This is a genomic window from Phosphitispora sp. TUW77 (assembly GCF_048453025.1).
In the GTDB taxonomy this organism is placed as follows: domain Bacteria; phylum Bacillota; class Thermincolia; order Thermincolales; family UBA2595; genus Phosphitispora.
Genome location: NZ_CP156677.1, coordinates 1,658,163 through 1,676,151, shown reverse-complemented (window position 1 = coordinate 1,676,151; position 17,989 = coordinate 1,658,163). Strand labels below are relative to the sequence as shown.

At 41.2% G+C, this 17,989-nt stretch carries 20 protein-coding genes; 15 read left to right on the top strand and 5 right to left on the bottom strand.

Annotated features, from left to right (window positions below):
* The first annotated feature begins 9 nt into the window (after nucleotides 1-9).
* Together yfcE and hslO are read left to right on the top strand one after the other, a co-directional pair.
* Nucleotides 10-558: a phosphodiesterase gene (gene yfcE / locus ABFY19_RS07970; protein ID WP_418790123.1), complete on the top strand. Its 549-nt coding sequence runs from the start codon at nucleotides 10-12 to the stop codon at nucleotides 556-558.
* Between the two features lie 12 nt (nucleotides 559-570).
* Nucleotides 571-1,449, top strand: coding sequence for an Hsp33 family molecular chaperone HslO (gene hslO, locus ABFY19_RS07965; protein ID WP_418790122.1), 879 nt, complete (start codon nucleotides 571-573; stop codon nucleotides 1,447-1,449).
* Between the two features lie 104 nt (nucleotides 1,450-1,553).
* Here hslO and rpmB read toward each other — a convergent pair whose 3' ends face one another.
* Nucleotides 1,554-1,742, bottom strand: coding sequence for a 50S ribosomal protein L28 (gene rpmB / locus ABFY19_RS07960; RefSeq protein ID WP_418790121.1), 189 nt, complete (start codon nucleotides 1,740-1,742; stop codon nucleotides 1,554-1,556).
* A gap of 205 nt (nucleotides 1,743-1,947) precedes the next feature.
* Here rpmB and ABFY19_RS07955 point away from each other — a divergent pair, with 205 nt between their 5' ends.
* From ABFY19_RS07955 to ABFY19_RS07930, 6 genes are all read left to right on the top strand, one after another.
* Nucleotides 1,948-2,145: a DUF1858 domain-containing protein gene (locus ABFY19_RS07955; RefSeq protein ID WP_418790120.1), complete on the top strand. Its 198-nt coding sequence runs from the start codon at nucleotides 1,948-1,950 to the stop codon at nucleotides 2,143-2,145.
* Nucleotides 2,146-2,348: 203 nt separating this feature from the next.
* Entirely contained in the window at nucleotides 2,349-2,681 is a 333-nt protein-coding gene (locus ABFY19_RS07950; protein WP_418792562.1) for an Asp23/Gls24 family envelope stress response protein, read from the top strand.
* Between the two features lie 26 nt (nucleotides 2,682-2,707).
* The gene (locus ABFY19_RS07945; RefSeq protein ID WP_418790119.1) at nucleotides 2,708-4,330 is read left to right on the top strand and encodes a DAK2 domain-containing protein; all 1,623 of its coding nucleotides are present in this window, start codon (nucleotides 2,708-2,710) and stop codon (nucleotides 4,328-4,330) included.
* A 43-nt stretch (nucleotides 4,331-4,373) separates the two neighbouring features.
* Nucleotides 4,374-5,219: a DegV family protein gene (locus tag ABFY19_RS07940; RefSeq protein ID WP_418790118.1), complete on the top strand. Its 846-nt coding sequence runs from the start codon at nucleotides 4,374-4,376 to the stop codon at nucleotides 5,217-5,219.
* Nucleotides 5,220-5,267: 48 nt separating this feature from the next.
* Nucleotides 5,268-7,364, top strand: a complete 2,097-nt coding sequence (gene recG, locus ABFY19_RS07935; RefSeq protein ID WP_418790117.1) for an ATP-dependent DNA helicase RecG — start codon at nucleotides 5,268-5,270, stop codon at nucleotides 7,362-7,364.
* 17 nt (nucleotides 7,365-7,381) lie between these two features.
* On the top strand, nucleotides 7,382-7,708 hold the full coding sequence (locus ABFY19_RS07930; protein ID WP_418790116.1) for a hypothetical protein: 327 nt from the start codon (nucleotides 7,382-7,384) through the stop codon (nucleotides 7,706-7,708).
* Between the two features lie 7 nt (nucleotides 7,709-7,715).
* On the opposite strand, the gene ABFY19_RS07925 is transcribed toward ABFY19_RS07930, so the two are convergent.
* Complete coding sequence (locus ABFY19_RS07925) at nucleotides 7,716-9,494, bottom strand: NADH-dependent [FeFe] hydrogenase, group A6 (protein ID WP_418792561.1); 1,779 nt, start codon at nucleotides 9,492-9,494, stop codon at nucleotides 7,716-7,718.
* A 162-nt stretch (nucleotides 9,495-9,656) separates the two neighbouring features.
* Here ABFY19_RS07925 and ABFY19_RS07920 point away from each other — a divergent pair, with 162 nt between their 5' ends.
* Nucleotides 9,657-9,875, top strand: a complete 219-nt coding sequence (locus ABFY19_RS07920; protein ID WP_418790115.1) for a small, acid-soluble spore protein, alpha/beta type — start codon at nucleotides 9,657-9,659, stop codon at nucleotides 9,873-9,875.
* 57 nt (nucleotides 9,876-9,932) lie between these two features.
* Entirely contained in the window at nucleotides 9,933-10,163 is a 231-nt protein-coding gene (locus ABFY19_RS07915) for a small, acid-soluble spore protein, alpha/beta type (RefSeq protein ID WP_418790114.1), read from the top strand.
* A gap of 61 nt (nucleotides 10,164-10,224) precedes the next feature.
* Here ABFY19_RS07915 and gpr read toward each other — a convergent pair whose 3' ends face one another.
* From gpr to ABFY19_RS07900, 3 genes are all read right to left on the bottom strand, one after another.
* Entirely contained in the window at nucleotides 10,225-11,214 is a 990-nt protein-coding gene (gpr, locus tag ABFY19_RS07910; RefSeq protein WP_418790113.1) for a GPR endopeptidase, read from the bottom strand.
* A 167-nt stretch (nucleotides 11,215-11,381) separates the two neighbouring features.
* The gene (locus tag ABFY19_RS07905) at nucleotides 11,382-12,701 is read right to left on the bottom strand and encodes a nucleotide sugar dehydrogenase (protein ID WP_418790112.1); all 1,320 of its coding nucleotides are present in this window, start codon (nucleotides 12,699-12,701) and stop codon (nucleotides 11,382-11,384) included.
* Nucleotides 12,691-13,887, bottom strand: a complete 1,197-nt coding sequence (locus ABFY19_RS07900; protein WP_418790111.1) for a glycosyltransferase — start codon at nucleotides 13,885-13,887, stop codon at nucleotides 12,691-12,693. The genes ABFY19_RS07905 and ABFY19_RS07900 overlap by 11 nt, the downstream gene beginning before the upstream one ends.
* 249 nt (nucleotides 13,888-14,136) lie before the next feature.
* Here ABFY19_RS07900 and ABFY19_RS07895 point away from each other — a divergent pair, with 249 nt between their 5' ends.
* The 5 genes from ABFY19_RS07895 to coaD all read left to right on the top strand — a co-directional run bounded on the left by ABFY19_RS07895 (nucleotide 14,137) and on the right by coaD (nucleotide 17,974).
* A complete protein-coding gene (locus tag ABFY19_RS07895) occupies nucleotides 14,137-14,970 on the top strand; it encodes a phosphate ABC transporter substrate-binding protein (RefSeq protein WP_418790110.1) in 834 nt (277 codons plus the stop codon).
* A 70-nt stretch (nucleotides 14,971-15,040) separates the two neighbouring features.
* On the top strand, nucleotides 15,041-15,928 hold the full coding sequence (pstC, locus tag ABFY19_RS07890) for a phosphate ABC transporter permease subunit PstC (protein ID WP_418790109.1): 888 nt from the start codon (nucleotides 15,041-15,043) through the stop codon (nucleotides 15,926-15,928).
* A 2-nt stretch (nucleotides 15,929-15,930) separates the two neighbouring features.
* Entirely contained in the window at nucleotides 15,931-16,779 is an 849-nt protein-coding gene (pstA, locus tag ABFY19_RS07885) for a phosphate ABC transporter permease PstA (RefSeq protein ID WP_418790108.1), read from the top strand.
* A gap of 77 nt (nucleotides 16,780-16,856) precedes the next feature.
* Nucleotides 16,857-17,450: a 16S rRNA (guanine(966)-N(2))-methyltransferase RsmD gene (gene rsmD / locus ABFY19_RS07880; RefSeq protein WP_418790107.1), complete on the top strand. Its 594-nt coding sequence runs from the start codon at nucleotides 16,857-16,859 to the stop codon at nucleotides 17,448-17,450.
* Between the two features lie 17 nt (nucleotides 17,451-17,467).
* Nucleotides 17,468-17,974 carry a pantetheine-phosphate adenylyltransferase gene (gene coaD / locus ABFY19_RS07875; protein ID WP_418790106.1) on the top strand — a complete coding sequence of 169 codons (507 nt, stop codon included), beginning with the start codon at nucleotides 17,468-17,470 and terminating at the stop codon, nucleotides 17,972-17,974.
* The last annotated feature ends 15 nt before the right edge of the window (nucleotides 17,975-17,989 follow it).

Sequence of the window (17,989 nt, the reverse complement as noted above, 5' to 3'; positions counted from 1 at the left end):
AGGATGACTTTGAAAATTGGCATAATCAGTGACACCCATGGGTCGGCGGCTGCCTGGGAGAGGTTGTTAAATGTATTGGGTGAGTGTGATATGTTTATTCACGCAGGTGATGTACTTTATCATGGGCCGCGGAATCAGCTTCCAGAGGGGTATGACCCGGAAAGATTGGCCGGGCTTCTAAACAATACCAGGGGGCCGGTTTTGATTTCACGTGGAAATTGTGATGCTGAAATTGACGGGGTTTTGATCAAATTCCCTATTCAGGCGCCATATGTTTTGGCATATGTAAACGATAAATCAGTATTGGTAACTCACGGTCAAGATTTAGATGAAAAAGGAATGATCGGTTTAGCAGAAAAATTTAGGGCAAATATGATTATCTGTGGTCATACTCATGTCCCGCTACTGGAACAGGATGCTAGTTGCACTTACCTGAATCCAGGCAGCTGTGCACTGCCAAAAAGTGATGTCGGGGCGACTGTAGCCCTCTGGGAAGGTAATGAAATCTCTTTGATTGCTCTCAGCAGTGGAAGTGTTATTAAAAAAATATTGTTATAGCCGGAGGAATTTATGAAAGATTATCTTGTAGTAGGAACTGATAAGAAAGGGAATTTGAGAGTTTATGCCACTGTTTCCACTGGTCTGGTTGAAGAAGCAAGGAAGAGGCATCGCACATCTCCAACAGCATCTGCTGCACTGGGACGGGCACTGACAGCAGGTGTACTCATGTCCGCCAATCTAAAGGGAGACGATATCCTCACCTTAAGGATAATCGGTGATGGACCATTGGGCACCATAATAGTGACTTCGGATTCTGCGGGGAATGTCAGGGGATATACTCAACATCCCGGTGCAGATCTGCCCTCACGGAATGGCAAGCTGGACGTAGGCGGTTTGGTAGGGAAAACGGGTGAATTATATGTGACAAAAAATATGGGGCTGAAAGATACCTATACAGGCAGTGTTCCTATTGTATCGGGGGAAATAGGCGAAGATATTGCATACTACTATGCAAGCTCAGAGCAGATACCTTCACTGGTGGCGCTGGGTGTTCTAATAGATACAGATATAAGTGTCAAAGCTGCCGGAGGCTACCTTATTCAGGCTTTTCCTGGCGTCGCCTCAGAGGAACTGGCAGTTCTTGAAGAACGGGCTAAATCTTTACCCAGTATCAGTTCACTTATAAATGAGGGTTCTACCCCTGAAGAAGTTTTAAAAATGCTTTTGGGGGAACATAATTTTGTGGAGCTTAACAAAAGGCCTGTCAGTTTCCTGTGCCGGTGTTCCAGGGAAAAAATTGAGCAGGTACTTATTAGCATTGGAGAAAAAGAAATCATTGACATCATTGAAAACCAAAAAAGGGCCGAAATAAGGTGTCATTTTTGTAATGAAAAGTATTATTTTGAGAAACATGAAATGGAGAAATTGCTTCAAGAGGCACAAAATTAAAAAAACTAAAAGCCACCTAAGAGTGGCTCACAGCTTTAAGATTGACCTTTTATTTATACCGTGCGATAAAATACTCTATTGAGTAATTTAACTGCATAAAGCAGTTAAATTGCCCTGGTGATTTTTCCGGAACGGAGGCACCTAGTACATACATTTATCCTGGTAGGAGTTCCGTTAACCAGAGCGCGCACTTTTTGGATGTTTGGTGACCATGTTCTTTTGGTACGGATATGGGAGTGACTCAGCTTAATTCCAGTTTTTACTCCTTTGCCGCAAACTTCACATTTAGCCACGGAGATACACCTCCTTTATGAATTCATAGCTTTTCTATTGTATCAAATAAATGGGTTTTATGCAAGTATAGAGAATTTATTAATTCTTAAATTAATTTTTAAAGAAGGATTTAGATTAGGTTTCATAGAAAATGTAACTATATATGATTCTGAAAAATAGATATAATATTATACGGAACGTTTGTGTACAAAAGGAGGGCAAGGAATGTTTAGCAAGGAGATGTCTATACTTGAGGCACTGCAAGCCCATCCGAAGGCAAAAGAAGTGTTTAAACTGCATGGCATGGCTTGTTTAAGCTGTATGGGGGCTGTGAAGGAGTCTATTGAGGCCGGTGCTGATATGCATGGGATTGATATTAATATCCTGTTAAAAGACTTGAATTCATTGGCAGACAACTCATGAGCCTGCTATAGTTATTTACTGTTAGGCAAACTTTAGATGAGGGGAACCTCATTTTTTTTAGCAGATATGAAAGTATGAATTTCATATCTGCTAAAAATCCTAAACTTCAACACATAGTATATTTTAGTGCTTAGCTAAGCTAAGCCTTTTTAAAGCCAAAATCTGCTTGAAGGGAGTGAGTTATTTTGAACAATCACAGTGATATGGGAGCAGTTAATATATCAGAAGAAGTTATTGCTATCATTGCGGGTATTGCCGCAGTAGAGTGTTATGGACTCGTTGGTATGGCATCACGCAAGTTAAAGGATGGTATCTATCAGATACTTGGAAAAGAGGATATTAAAAAAGGGGTAGAGGTATCCATAAGCGGTCGCGAAGTAACCCTTGGTCTTTATATTGTTGTAGGTTATGGTGTTAATATTGCTGAAGTCGCCAAAAACGTCATTGAACGTGTTAAATATAATGTGGAAAACCAAACAGGTCTAGTTGTTAAAAAAATTAATGTAAATGTTCAGGGGGTTAAACTGAATACTTAACAGTCAGCTCCAGGGGAGGGACATAAGTGGAAACACATTATATAAACGGACAGGATTTAGCTGCTATGTTGGATTCTGCACTTTTATGTCTTGAAGATAAAGTTAAAACAATTGATTCCCTTAACGTTTTTCCGGTTCCCGATGGTGATACAGGTACTAATATGTATTTAACGATGGCTGCCGCAGTTAAAGAAGTTGTTAAGGTCAGTCCCCAATTATCTATTCATAAGGTTGCAGAGCTTGTTTCCAGAGGTGCTTTAATGGGGGCACGTGGGAATTCGGGAGTTATACTTTCCCAACTTTTGAGAGGCTTGGCAAATGGACTTAAGGGCAAAGATACAGTTTCCGGGGATATATTTGCACAGGCTCTAGGCGAAGGGGTCAAAGTTGCCTTTAAGGCAGTCATGAAACCTGTTGAGGGTACTATTCTAACTGTTGCCAGGGAAGCTGCAGCCGAGGCAGTTAGGGCGGCCGGATTTAAAGCCTCTGTTGCCGAGATTCTTGCCCAAACCTGTTCTGTTGCTGAGGCCACCCTTATTCGGACCCCTGATATGCTTCCGGCTTTGAAGGAAGCTGGGGTTGTTGACGCAGGAGGTATGGGGTGGCTGGTTATATTAAGGGGTTTTTATCTTTATGCCAGTGGACAGTCACCGGTTTCTTCACAAAAGCCGGTTATTAGCACCTTTGATGATGAAAAAAATGCAGTACCATTTAAAGGTGGGCTTACTTATCCCTATTGTACTGAGGTCCTTATAAGAACTGAAGACATAAGTGGACAGAAGTTAAAAGGCCTTTTGGAGAGCCTTGGTGATAGCTTGATAGTTGTTCAAAGCGATGGTTTAATGAAGGTACATATTCACAGTAACCATCCTGGTGTTGTCCTTGAAACATGCCTCAAATATGGTTCTCTTACTCAAGTTTTAGTTACCAACATGAATGAACAGGCAGAAACTGCTATTGAGGCTATGCCTGAAGAGCAGCCGGAAAAAAAGAAAATCTTTGGTATAGTATCTGTTGCATTTGGTGAAGGAATTCAAAGAATTATGGAAAGCCTGGGGGCAGATGTTGTGGTTTATGGGGGACAAACCCTGAACCCCAGCACACAGGAACTGAAAAATGCGGTTGACCGGATTAATGCCGATACAGTATTTATTCTGCCAAACAACGGGAATATCATTATGACGGCAGGACAGGTGCAAAGTATTTCAGACCATAACATTAAAGTGATTCCAACTAAGACCATGCCTGAGGGAATTTCAGCTTTGCTTGCAGTTTCTCAGGAATCGGATATTGAAGAAAACGCCGAATTGATGATGAAAGCACTGGACCACGTGAAGACTGGAGAAATTACTTATGCCGTAAGGGATACAAGATTCAACGGAACCGAAATTAAAGAGGGAAGCATAATAGGTTTGGCTAATGAAAAAATTATTATCTCCGGAAAAGATGTCCCTGAAACGGTATTTCTACTTTTGGAAAACCTAATGACTCCGGATGATGAGGTCTGTTCTCTGTATTATGGTGACCAGGTAACTGGCAAGGAGGCGGAAGACCTGCTGGTGATGCTTGAAGAAAAGTTTCCTAATCTTGAATTTGAGATACATCAGGGGGGACAGCCGCTATATTATTATATAATATCTGTTGAATAAAAAACTCTGTTGATGAGACAACATTGTGAAATGAGGTTTGGAGATGGGAAATGTCAGAATTATTACTGATAGTACTGCTGACCTACCGCAGGAGCTTATAGAAGCGTTGGATATTATAGTAGTCCCTTTGAAAGTCAGCTTTGGAAATGATATATACCGTGATGGAGTTGATATCTCTTCAGATGAATTTATCAGCAGGCTTAAAAAAGAAGACAGTTTGCCGATCACTTCTCAGCCTTCTCCGGGGGAATTTGTAGCTATATATGAACAGCTTACTTCCATGGGTGATACTGTTATATCCATTCATATTTCCTCACAGCTGAGTGGCACTGTTCAATCAGCAAAAACAGCAATGGCAATGATAGATTCACGCAATGTTTACGTTATTGATTCTGCTTCTGCCAGTATGGGACTTGGACTTATTGTCCTGGCTGCTGCCAAAGCAGCTAAAGAAGGGGCGAGTGTGCGGAAAATTCTCAACATTGTCGATGAAAGGATAGATAAGAGTTTTATTATCTTCATGGTTGAGACACTGGAATATCTTGAAAAAGGTGGACGTATAGGTAAAGCCGGTTCTTTTTTGGGCAGTCTTCTAAAGATAAAACCTATACTTACACTTAAAGATGGAATGGTTGTTCCCTTGGAAAAGGCAAGGGGGGAAGGCAGAGCGATTGAAAGAATGGCTGAAATAATCAAGGATAAAACTGGAGGGACAAAAAAGTACAATTATTCTCTGGTTTATGGCAGTAATTATGCAAGCTTGATGCGGCTCAGGGAAAAAATAATGCCTGACTGTAACCTTCAGGCTCCGATTATTGCCAAGCTGGGGTCGGTAATTATGTCACACACAGGTCCAGAGGTTATCGGAATCAGTATTTGCCCAAAATAAGCCTGTAACAGCTTTCCCGGACATCTATTGAAAAGTTGGTGCTCTTATATGGATAATGTTAAGAAGTCACCGGACAGTCACAAAAAAGCAGTTTCCGCCGGGCTGCAGTCATTAAGGAGTGTTGGCCCGAACAGGGCCAGGCTGCTTAATAATCTTGGTATTAATAGTGTAGAGGAGCTCTTGTATCATTTTCCCAGAAAATATGAGGATAGGAGCCTGCTAAAAAAGATATGTCAGCTTCGTGATGGAGAAAACGAAACAATGTTTGGCACGGTGACCAATGTTGGGGATATCCGTCCCAGGCGCGGCATGACCATAACCAAGGCCGCTCTTTATGACGGGGAGGCAACCGCTTATGCGGTCTGGTTTAATCAGCCATATATAAAAAAACAGTTAAAAACAGGCACAAAAATTATTGTTTCAGGCAAAGTAGACCTAAAATACGGCAATATACAGCTTTCTGTTTCTGATTTTGAAATCATTGGAAATGAAGAACCGGTGTATGGTGCTGGGATTGTACCTGTTTATCCGGCTACAGAAGGCCTGCCTAACAGGACACTGCGGTCAATTATAAAATATGCCCTTGATCAATACATGGATAGTGTTGAAGAATTTCTGCCGCCTGATGTGCTGAAAAAATATAATTTATTGCCGATTGGTCAGGCTATTTTTGCGATGCATTTCCCCAGGAAACTGGATGATGTGCAAAAAGCCAGGCGTCGGTTGGTTTTTGAAGAACTCTATGTTTTACAGACAGGTATTTGTATGCTGAGAGGAACAGTATTTGAGAGTTTAGGAATTTGCCATAAGAAAAACGGTCCTTTGACTGCGGATTTCATGAAGCGATTGCCTTTCAAGATGACACAAGCCCAGGAGCGGGTTTTTCAAGAAGTTTCCAGGGACATGGAAAGTACGAAAACTATGAACAGGCTAATTCAAGGTGATGTTGGCTCAGGAAAAACCGTTGTGGCTGCCGCTGCACTAGTGAAGACAGTTGAAAGCGGGTACCAGGGTGTGATGATGGCGCCAACTGAAATTCTTGCAGTCCAGCATGCTGAAGGACTAATGGAATTGCTTGGCCCTTTAGGTGTACAGATAGCCTTACTTACGGGCAATATGGGAAAAAAGGAAAAGGAAGGAATCGTTCAAAATATCAGGGAAGGCAGAATTGATGTTGTGGTAGGGACCCATGCCCTGATACAGGATGAGGTTATATTTCAAAAATTGGGACTTGCCGTGACTGATGAGCAGCATAGATTTGGCGTTAAACAAAGGGCAAAGCTGAAGGAAAAGGGCCAAAACCCCGATATCCTGGTGATGACCGCGACACCGATTCCACGGACTTTAGCCCTTACGGTATACGGTGATTTGGATATGTCGGTTATTGATGAGCTTCCTCCCGGACGTTCTGAGGTAAAAACGTATTGGATTTCAGAAGCCGGGAAACAAAGGGTTTATAGTTTTATCCGAGAACAGGTCAGGCAGGGTAGGCAGGTTTATTATGTGTGTCCCCTGGTAGAGGAATCAGATAAAATTGATATCAGCGCTGCCTTTGAACTTGCGGACAAGTTGCAGACAGATATATTTCAAGACCTTAAGGTAGGCTTGATTTATGGTAGGCTGAAACAGAATGAAAAAGATAATATAATGAAGGCCTTCAAAAACGGGAATATAAACATTCTGGTAGCAACTACCGTTATCGAGGTAGGAATTAATGTACCAAATGCAACAGTAATGGTTATAGAAAATGCTGACAGGTTTGGCTTGGCCCAGCTCCATCAGTTGCGGGGCAGGGTAGGCAGAGGAACATATCAGTCTTATTGTATACTTATAGCGAACCCGACAAGTGCTGAAGGGAAAGCACGAATAAATATTATGACCCGAACTAATGATGGGTTTTTAATAGCAGATGAGGACCTTAAACTAAGGGGTCCAGGGGAATTTTTTGGAACCAGGCAGTCGGGGATGCCCGACCTGAAAATTGCTGATATTATAAGGGATATTAAAGTGCTAAAAATTGCCAGGGAAGAGGCTGAGGCGTTACTGCTCCGGGACCCTCATTTAGTACTCCCGGAAAATGTTAAGCTAAGAGTAAAAGTAATGGCAGAGTTTAGAGGCACAGAAAATTATTTTACCATTAGTTGAAGGGAGAGTTGGTTGGGATGCCGGAAAACACACTTGTTTTTACTCCTGATGAGGCAGGAAAAGTTAAAACAAAAAGGCTTACAGATGTTTACGAATTTACCCGGCCTTTGTTTAAAGAAGAAGATATTTGCAATTGTGTCACAGAAATTGATATTATTCCTTTCGCCTACGTTAAAATACTGGCAATACACCGCCATCGTTTCTCCCAGATACTTCATTTTGATGCCGTAGCTGCAGGTTATCCCACACTGGATAGTTTTAAGCATGTTCTGATAAAAAAGACTCCACATAGTGTTAATGAGGAAACTAATGTTTGGCACATAATATTTGAATTAGTTAAATAAATACTATCTAATCCATGCTTGTTGCTGACCCCTGTAAATCATACAGGGGTATTTCCGTATATGGGGTGTGCAGCAATTGCCTGGAGCGGTCGCTAAGAGGTTGATCGAGAAATTCATCGTAAAGCAATTTAATATATGGGTTTTCATGGGATTTTCTGATTTTTTTCAGCTTATCCTGCTGAAAAAGGCCTTCTCCTCTTTTATATCGTTGTTCCATTTGCCCGTCCCACGTGTCCAGCCCTGAATATATGGGCTGTCCGCCGCCTCCTACACAGCCGCCGGGACACGCCATAATTTCAATAAAATCATACTTTAATTGTCCGGATTTAACCCTATCAATCAGCTTCCGGGCTTCCCCGGTAGTCCTGGCTACGGCACAGTGTAATTTTTGAGTTCCCACGTCGATTTCGGCTTCCTGTACTTTTTCAAAAGACATTACTTCCCGCAGTGGTAATTTGTCTAAAGGTTTGCCTGTCATTTTTTCATAAACAGTTCTCATCGTCCCTTCCAGAACCCCGCCGCCAGAACCAAAAATAACCCCTGCCCCTGAGGCATAACCCATAGGATTATCATATTCTTCTTCCGGCATATCAGCAAGATTTATGCCTGCAGTTCGAAGCATATGTGCTAATTCTCGGGTTGTCAAAACCACATCTACGTCTTGAATGCCGCTCGCTCTAGTACCTTCTTCTCTTTGAGCTTCCCATTTCTTGGCTACACAAGGCATTACTGAGACACTATAAATTGATTTAGGGTCTAATCCTTCTTTTTGGGCATAATAAGTTTTTACCAGCGCCCCAAATAACTGTTGTGGAGATTTTACACTGGACAGGTGTGGAATAAGCTCCGGATAGAATAACAGGCAGAATCTTAACCAACCTGGACAGCATGAGGTGAATTGCGGCAGTGGTCCTCCATTTTGCAGGCGATGCATTAGTTCATGACCCTCTTCCATTACTACTATATCAGCCCCAAAGCAATCGTCAAAAACTTTGTCAAAGCCCAGCTTTCTTATAGCAGCTACCATTTTACCAGTCACTGGTGTACCTATAGGTATGCCAAATGCTTCACCAATAGTTGTCCTTATTGATGGCGCTGTTTGTATAATAACATGTTTATCAGGGTCATTCAGGGCTTCCCAGACTTTTTCCTGATCTTCGCGCTCATGTATGGCAGCAGTTGGGCATACAAGCAGGCATTGCCCACAGTAAATGCAGGGAGTCTCTGCAAGGCTTTTCTTAAATGCAGGAGATGCCACTGCATCAAACCCTCTTTCCACTATTTGGTATATCCCGATTTCCTGGACATCTTTGCAAACCCTTACACAACGCCTGCAGACAATACACTTGCTAGGTTCTCGGACCATAGCAGGAGATTGGTCGTCTTTGGGCGGGTCTTTTCTTTCGCCTTTTGCCAGGAGATTTGTTATATGGTATCTTTCAGCCAAAGACTGCAATTCACAATTTTGGTTGCGCACACATGTCAAACAGTCGAAGGGGTGGTTTGACAAATAGAGTTCCAGGACCATTTTTCTTGCTTTAATCACTTTGGGGGAATGAGTTTTTACATTCATTTCTTGAGCAACCGCTGTGGCACATGAAGGCTGAAGTGTTTTCGCCCCTTCTATTTCAACCAGGCAGACCCGGCAGGCACCTGTGACATTGATTTCTTTTAAATAACACAGAGTTGGTATGTAGATACCGGCTTTTCTGGCAGCTTCTAAAATTGTTGTTCCCGGTTTAACACTAACTTGTTTTTCGTCTATAGTCAATGAAATCAATTTAATCACACTTCCTTTCGAATTTTAGTATGCCCAATTCAAAAAAACAAAAATTATAAACATAAAATAAATAAAAAATATTGCTGTTAAATGACCCAAGAATTACACAGTATTAATTAATTTATAGAAGCTTATACTAAAATCAAAATAGAGGGGAGGTGAATATAAATGGGTAGTGGTCAAAAAAGCAATAGTCTGGTAGTACCTCAAGCTCAGCAGGCAATGTACCAGTTTAAGTATGAAATGGCCAATGAAGTAGGCATTTCCAACCAGATTCAAGGTGGTTACTGGGGCCATATTTCATCCAGAGACTGCGGTGCTGTCGGTGGTCATATGGTGAAAAAAATGATTGAAGCTTATCAACAGTCTCTGGCTGGAAAAGTATAACTAATCCAAAAACAAATCGAATTATAAAACAAAAGAAGAGAGGAGGAACTTATACTAATGGGTCAAGGTCAAAAGAGCAACAAACTGGTTGTCCCTGAGGCTTCTCAGGCAATGAATCAGTTTAAGTATGAAATGGCCAATGAAGTAGGCATTTCTAACCAGATTCAGGGTGGTTACTGGGGCCATATTTCGTCCAGAGACTGCGGTGCTGTCGGTGGTCATATGGTGAAAAGAATGATTGAAGCTTATGAACAGTCTCTGGCCGGACAACAAAATCCTCAGTTCTAATATAGATTTGGTAAGCAGGTTTTTGGGGCCTGCTTACCATTTATTTATTTTTATTTACTTTTTAATGAAGATACATGTGAAATTCTTCCGGATCAATCGATGGATGTAATGCAATAGAAATTCCTCCTGAGATAATTTTACCTATTGCTTCTATCAAGTCATCTATTTCCTTGGGTGTAACCATAAGGTTTGTCTTGTATGGACCAAGGACTTCTGTAACTATATTTTGCAAAACTATAGGATTAAAAGAACTAGCAGTCTGTCCCATAGCAGAAGGATTGTTTGCAATTTGCTGTAAAAATTTATCCAAGGTACCCTGGGCTATTACTGCTGCATTTACTACAGTAGGTACTCCTATGGCAATAACAGGAACGCCCATTGTTTCGATATTAATTCCCGTTCTTTGATTGCCTATACCTGAGCCTGGGGATATTCCCGTATCTGCGAGCTGGATAGAGGTTGCAATCCGTTCAGTGTTTTGTGCTGCCAAAGCATCTATGGCAATTATAAGGTTTGGCTGTGTTTTTTCTACGACTCCCTTAATGATTTCAGCTGTTTCGATTCCGGTAATTCCGAGGACACCGGGAGCCAATGCACTGACTGAGCGCAGCTGGCTGCTTAAATCTTGGGGAGCATATTTTTTTAAATGTCTGGTGACAAGGGTATAATTAATAACTCGTGGACCAAGTGCATCGGGAGTAGAATTCCAGTTGCCAAGTCCGACCAATAATACACTGTCATCAGGCCCGATTTTAAGCATAAAGCTGAGCTGTTCTGCTAGTATTTCGGCAATCTTATTGTGTACCTGCTTATTATTTTCCCTGATTTCCGGGGCATCAATTGTTATGTATGTCCCGACAGGTTTACCTATCATGGCCTCTGCAGATTTATCCATGATTTGTATAATCGAAACTTCGGCATTTTCATAATTTTTTTTGTCCATCAGGACTCCCGGTACTTCTTGACCAGTGTCTCCTCTAACAATATCATGAGCTTCAAGGGCCATATCTATGTTAATGCCCATGCTTCTATACAGTTCTCCTTTTCCCATTTTTTCACCCCCTAAAATCTTGAACTCATGAAATTAAAATATCCAAAATGGTGTAAATTATACAGTAAAAAATAATGGATATATGACTTGAAAATAAATGGAAGCCCTCTACATCAAGCTATCAATGCAGAGGGCTATTTTTACATTTCTTTCTTGAAATATCCAATTTAAATTGAGTCGAAAATAAAACCGTTTTCTTCAACCTCAGCTCTATTGTAAAGGTTTTTGGTGTCAACGATTACAGGTGTTCCCGTTTGGCTCATCAGGTTCTTAAAAAGCCGGAAGTTGGAATAACCGATTCCGTTTTGTTTTGCTAATACCAGAATAGCATGAGCATCCTGAACAGCTTCTTCAAGGGTATTTACTTTAAAACTGTGTTTAGTTGGAACAGCAGGATCAAATGCATTTACTTTGACTCCCGACATTTCAAGCAGCTTAATAACTTCTAGGGCAGGACTCAGCCTGTCATCACTGGAGTAATCTTTCATGGCCAATCCTAATACAGCGATTTTGGCATCCTTGGGAGCAACTGGGAGGTGCTTGGTCACCATGCTGACAACAAATGCGGGGACATCTTCGTTAATTTTCCTAGCAGTGCGCAGCAGTTTCAAGGGCACCCCAACCTCATCCGCTTTCGGAGCAAGGTAGTGTAAGGCATTGGGGATGCAGTATCCGCCTACACCAGGTCCTGGCACAAGAAGTTTAACCCTTTTATGGGTGTTTGCCAATTTTATGACCTCAAAAATATCGATGCCAATTCCTTCACAAAAACGGGCAAACTCATTGACCATGGCGATGTTTACATCTCGTGAAATATTTTCCATTACTTTGGCTGATTCCACTGCTTCAATTGAACTGGCCGGGTGAAGTTCAGCTTTAGTGACAATGCCCATAAGCCGCCGGGCCTTTTCCCGGCTGGCATCATTAATTCCACTGACTAGAGTAGGCATGTTCTCAAACTCATCAAAAGCCTTTCCTTCAGCAATACGTTCGGAGGAATATGCCAGATAAAAGTCTTCGCCTGCCTTAAGTCCTGATTCCTCCAATATGGGTCTTACGAAGTTGCGCGTCATTCCTGGCACCAAGGTACTTCTGACAAGTACCAGGTCGCCTTTTTTGAGTCCTGAGGCTATTGTCCGGGAACATGATTCAATATGACTGAAATCATGGTCATTATTTATAACCGGTATACCGACAGTCATTATGAAGTAGTTACAGCTTGCTAGGGCGGTCGTGGAATCGGTAGTAGCCCTAAACTTCCCCAGGTTTAGTTGTTCAGCAAGAATTTGCTGGATGGTAGTTTCGTGATATTTTTCGAGGTGATGTGTAATTCCTTTATTTAGTTGTTCTACGAGATGAGGATCAACATCTACACCGGTAACTGTGCAGCCGCGCAATGCATAGCTCAGGGCGAGGGGAAGACCAACAAACCCAAGACCAAAAATTGCAATATTTATCCCTGCTGGGTCAAGATGACTATTTGACACTATCGTTTCCTCCTTCGTTATGGGTATATTGTTCAATTATTTTTTCTATCATAAAATTTACTCTGTTTTCCCATGAATTTTCACTGGCCCTTTCCAGGCGTTTTCTCAGCTTTTCAGGAGTATCTTGAGACAAGGCCCTTTCGATGCCCCGGATAAATTCATTGGAACTGCCGGCTATCTCAACAACATCAGCAAAATCGGAAACTCCCGGCATAGCGACAGATACAATTGGTTTTCCAGAAGCAAGGTATTCATAAAACTTCAAGGGGCTGACCTTATCTGTCAGTTCGTTAATCTTAAAAGGGTTGATACAGACATCAAAACCTTTTATATAAGAAGGAAGGTCGGCGACGTCTTTGCGACCCAAGAAATGTACGTTTGGTTTAGCCTTTAAGGCCGATATGTCTATTCCGGGGCCAACCGGCCCAATCATAACAAAAGACCATTCAGGATGAGCTGCCGCCGCATCTCTGATCAGGTCAAGGTCAATCCAATCCTGGATAACTCCCACAAAACCAATGATAGGCCCAGGAACTGCTGTCATTTCAATAGGAACAGGTGTATCAGGGTCCTGTGCCTGCATGAAGTGTTCAACATTTGCTGCATTGGGAAGAAAATAAATTGTTTCAGCAACCCCTTTTTTGGCATCATAAAGTCCTTTGGCAGTTACAAAAACAATGTCACAACGGTTCATCAGGTCTTTTTCCATTTTAGTCATCATTGATTTATTGATAATGCCTGTGTACTCTGAATGTTCATCAACACAGTCATATATAAGCATTTCATAGTTTCCCAGGTTGTTAAGTAAATCAGCCGAGTTCGGCATATAAGTCCAAATCAGCGGATTGTTTAAGTTAAGGGCTTTTGCTGCTTTTTTCAGGAAAAAAGCGATCCACCATTGATTTAACCGGTTAATCAGACGATATTTGTTCCCAAAAGGGAGAATTACTGGAGCGGAATAAAGGAATATATTGTTATTAAGCCTGCGCAAGCCCTGAAACCACATTCGCCATTTTTTCCACATACTCGGGTCCTTGAATGGGGAAAGCAGTGTAATAGGGGGCTCTACATATAAAATAGTGTTTGAATTCGGCAACCTGGACATTACCTGTTGCTTTCGGGTCCAGATAGGGTCCCAGTCAACTGAAGATATACAGATTACATGTTTGTTGCTAAAACTGGACATTTCAGGCCTCCGTGTCCATAATGAGTTGTAGAACGCCTTAATTTTACCTTTTCTATCATATTACAACTTAAATAAAAAGTAAAGAAGCGGGCATATGATGGAACTTTTATGTTATTGTGATTTAACATAATCTTAACGTAGGATCAATTTTATTTTTACATTTCTATTCTATAATATTAATTGGGGTTTAATCTTATTAAACTCGTAAACGATAAAAAGTGGCAAAAGAAAAGGAGGAGAATGAGACAGATGATGGTTTTTAATAAATGGAACATAGCACTACTTATTGTCCTGCCGCTGTTGGTGATGTTTGCTGTTGCTGGCTGTGGCGGGAAACAAAAACAATCTAATGAGGATACAAATGTTAAAATAGCCGGGTCCACTTCGGTACAGCCCCTGTCAGAAGAGCTTGCTGAAGTATTTATGGAAAAACACCCTGATGTTACTGTTAGTGTTCAAGGCGGAGGTTCAACTGCCGGAGTTGAGGCGGCAAACACCGGCACTGCAAACATAGGTGCTGCTTCACGGGAACTCAAAGACTCGGAAAAGGGTTATGGGTTTACTGAAACACTTATTGCTAAAGATGGAATCGCAGTAGTGGTAAATCCCGCAAATAAAGTTGATGACCTTTCAATGGAACAGATTAAAAAGATATTCAGTGGTGAAATTAAAAACTGGAGCCAAGTTGGCGGTAAAGACCAGCTTATTACAGTAGTTGTTCGTGAAGAAGGTTCTGGAACCAGAGGTGCATTTGAAGAAATAGTGCTTGGCAAAGATGGTAAATTTGTTGTAAGCGCTATTATCCAAAATTCCAGCGGAGCTGCCAAAAATACTGTAATCAATGATCCAAATGGTGTTGCCTTTATATCACTTGGCTCAGTTGACAGTGCTGTAAAAGCATTGAAGGTTGATGGGGTTGAAGCTTCATCACAAAAAGTTTTAGACGGGTCATATAAAATTTCCAGACCGTTTCTTTATTTGGCAAAGGGTGAAATTGATGCCGTTGCAAAAGCTTATATCGAATTTGTTTTAAGCGAAGAAGGTCAAAACATTGTAGCTGAAGAATATGTACCCATAAATTAACTTAATCCAGTAATATTATTAAAAAGGGTGGACTTTATCCGCCCTGTCTCTGTTTGGAGCTGAAGCAAAATTGAACAATAAATCTAAAGAAAAAGTTTTTGAAAAGATACTGCTTATCAGCGCATTTGTTTCTGTAATTACAATTATTTTAATAGGTGGATTTATATTTAAGGAAGGGTTTCCTATAATTCAAAAGGTTGGGTTATCAAATTTTTTGCTGGGAAAAGACTGGTACCCCACTAGAGATATTTTTGGAATTCTGCCAATGATTGTCGGTACTTTTGCCGTAACTATCGGGGCCCTGATTTTAGGAGTACCCTTGGGAATAGGCACTGCAATATTTCTTGCGGAATTTGCTCCTCCTAGAGTTAGCAAGATTATCAGACCTGCTGTGGAACTTTTGGCAGGTATTCCTTCAGTTGTCTATGGACTCTTTGGTATGGTAATTGTAAATTCAATAATAATGCATGTAGAGAGGACATACCTCGCTGAAATATTAAGACCGGAATATCAGAGAGGGTTTAGTGTACTATCTGCATCAATTATTCTCGCAATTATGATTTTGCCTACCGTAATAAACATATCGGAAGATGCTATTCGTTCAGTTCCCAATGACTACAAAGAAGCCTCACTGGCTTTGGGAGCAACTGAATGGCAAACTGTTTATAAGGTTTTGATTCCTGCAGCTAGCTCAGGTATAATTGCTGCTGTTGTCCTTGGAATGGGGCGTGCGCTGGGAGAAACCATGGCTGTTATTATGGTAGCCGGGAATACGGTTGCCATACCTTACTCAATTTTTGCCCCTGTACGAACACTAACCGGAAATATCGCCATAGAAATGGGATATGCAGCCGGGAGTCATATTAGTGCTCTGTTTGCTACAGGTATAGTATTGTTTGTTATCATCATGATTCTCAATACAATAGCTGCATTATTTAGTAAAAGGGGGGGCAATTAGTCTTGATATCTGTACATACCAGCCAGAAAATTGCCAAGACGGGCCTATGGATAGCAGGTCTTTTTACGGTATCAATATTAATTCTTGTTATTGGATACATTTTCTTCAAGGGATTTCATGTTATCAATTGGGAGTTTCTGACTTCTAAACCGAAGAAAATGGGGTCTCAGGGCGGCATTTTTCCATCCATTGTTTCCACGATATACTTTACCGTAATGACATTATTAATTGCTGTTCCGATAGGTGTGGGAGCAGCAATATACCTGATGGAATATACCAGGGAGGGTAAGTTCACCAAGATAATCAGGTTTGGTACTGAAGCCCTTGCAGGAATACCTTCTATCGTATTTGGTCTGTTTGGTTTTGCGTTTTTTGTAATTCTATTGGAACCGCTTACGAATGGTTGGTCTCTGATATCAGGGGCTTTAACGGCAGCAACAATGATCCTGCCTACATTGGTAAGGACGTCTGAAGAAGCGTTAAAAACAGTGCCGGTTTCATACCGCGAAGGCAGCCTAGCCCTTGGAGCCACAAAATGGCAGACCATTATAAAGGTTGTGCTGCCTAGCGCTATACCAGGAATAATTACAGGGGTTATCCTTTCTATTGGCCGCATTGTCGGCGAAACTGCTGCTCTTATGCTAACACTTGGCGGCTCTTTAAGAATGCCGGAAAGCGTGTTTGACCCGGCGAGGACAATGTCAATGCATCTTTACCTTGTTGCTATGGAAGTTGGTACAATGGAGGCTACTGAGAAGGCTTTTGGTACGGCAACAGTATTAATTATAACAATTTTTATAATTAATACTGTTGCAAACCAGGTTATGAAAAGATTTATTGCTAAATCATAACCTGGTTGATAATTGAATCGATTTTCATTTATAATTGTGTTATAATTTTGATGTGCTAAAATATACCAAAGAGGTGAATGAAACAGGTGCGGGTAATAACCGGTAGTGCAAAGGGACGCAGGCTGAAGTCACTAAAGGGCATGGAAACCCGTCCTACAATGGACCGTACAAAAGAATCACTTTTCAATATTATCAATGAGAGAATTTTCGGTTCCTGGTTTCTGGACCTTTACGCAGGAACCGGGGCAATTGGCATCGAAGCCTTAAGCCGGGGAGCAGATAAGGCGGTATTTATAGAAAACAACCCACGCGCTGTCAAAATTATCAGGGATAATCTTGAGCAGACCGAGTTATCCGGCAGGTCGGATATTTTTTGTGCAAGTGTGGAAAATGCTGTAGTGATGCTGGCAAAACAAAAAAAATTATTTGACATAATATACATGGACCCTCCCTACGGCATGGGAATTGTTCAAGAGACCATAGACCTGTTGTGCCGGCATTTGTTACTTCAGCCCGGCGGGCTGATTATTACTGAAGGTAGTAAAATGGATCAACTGCAGGAAAAGACCTCCTGCTTTACGATGTTTAGACAAGAGAAGTACGGTGATACGATGTTGTCATTTTACCGTATGGAATCTGTTGAATTAACAGGCAGAGGAGAGCAGGCTTGACAGAAAGGTGGTTAAATGTGAAAATTGCTATTTATCCGGGAAGTTTTGACCCTGTGACAAATGGACATATAGATATTATTGAAAGAGCAGCAGCTCTTTTTAAACATGTAATTGTTTCTGTTTCCATAAATTCAGGTAAGACTCCTATGTTTACACTTGAAGAACGAGTAGAATTGCTCACGGAATCTCTTAAGTCATATAGCAATGTATCTGTTGACAGCTTTAAGGGGCTAACGGTAAACTATGCTGTTGAAAAAAATGCCCAGGTTATCATTAGGGGGCTTCGAGCAATCTCAGATTTTGAAAGTGAATTCCAAATGGCCCTTACAAATAAAAAACTTCAACCTGATATTGAGACAGTATTTATGATGTCACAGGCACAGTGGTTATTTTTAAGTTCAAGTGTTGTCAAAGAAGTGGTTTCATTGGGAGGAAGCATTGGGGACTTTGTTCCCAATATAGTGGAACAAGCTTTAAAAAATAAATTTAACTCTACAAAAAGGGAAAATGCCTTTCCAGGTTGAAATATAATATAGTTA

Coding starts and splice junctions, on each gene's coding strand:
- ABFY19_RS07915 (WP_418790114.1), top strand. CDS start 9,933: ATGGGTCAAGGTCAAAAGAGCAACAAACTGGTTGTCCCTGAGGCTTCT.
- recG (WP_418790117.1), top strand. CDS start 5,268: ATGGATAATGTTAAGAAGTCACCGGACAGTCACAAAAAAGCAGTTTCC.
- ABFY19_RS07940 (WP_418790118.1), top strand. CDS start 4,374: ATGGGAAATGTCAGAATTATTACTGATAGTACTGCTGACCTACCGCAG.
- rsmD (WP_418790107.1), top strand. CDS start 16,857: ATGAAACAGGTGCGGGTAATAACCGGTAGTGCAAAGGGACGCAGGCTG.
- ABFY19_RS07955 (WP_418790120.1), top strand. CDS start 1,948: ATGTTTAGCAAGGAGATGTCTATACTTGAGGCACTGCAAGCCCATCCG.
- ABFY19_RS07895 (WP_418790110.1), top strand. CDS start 14,137: ATGATGGTTTTTAATAAATGGAACATAGCACTACTTATTGTCCTGCCG.
- ABFY19_RS07950 (WP_418792562.1), top strand. CDS start 2,349: ATGGGAGCAGTTAATATATCAGAAGAAGTTATTGCTATCATTGCGGGT.
- ABFY19_RS07930 (WP_418790116.1), top strand. CDS start 7,382: ATGCCGGAAAACACACTTGTTTTTACTCCTGATGAGGCAGGAAAAGTT.
- hslO (WP_418790122.1), top strand. CDS start 571: ATGAAAGATTATCTTGTAGTAGGAACTGATAAGAAAGGGAATTTGAGA.
- gpr (WP_418790113.1), bottom strand. CDS start 11,214: ATGGGAAAAGGAGAACTGTATAGAAGCATGGGCATTAACATAGATATG.
- ABFY19_RS07920 (WP_418790115.1), top strand. CDS start 9,657: ATGGGTAGTGGTCAAAAAAGCAATAGTCTGGTAGTACCTCAAGCTCAG.
- ABFY19_RS07900 (WP_418790111.1), bottom strand. CDS start 13,887: ATGTCCAGTTTTAGCAACAAACATGTAATCTGTATATCTTCAGTTGAC.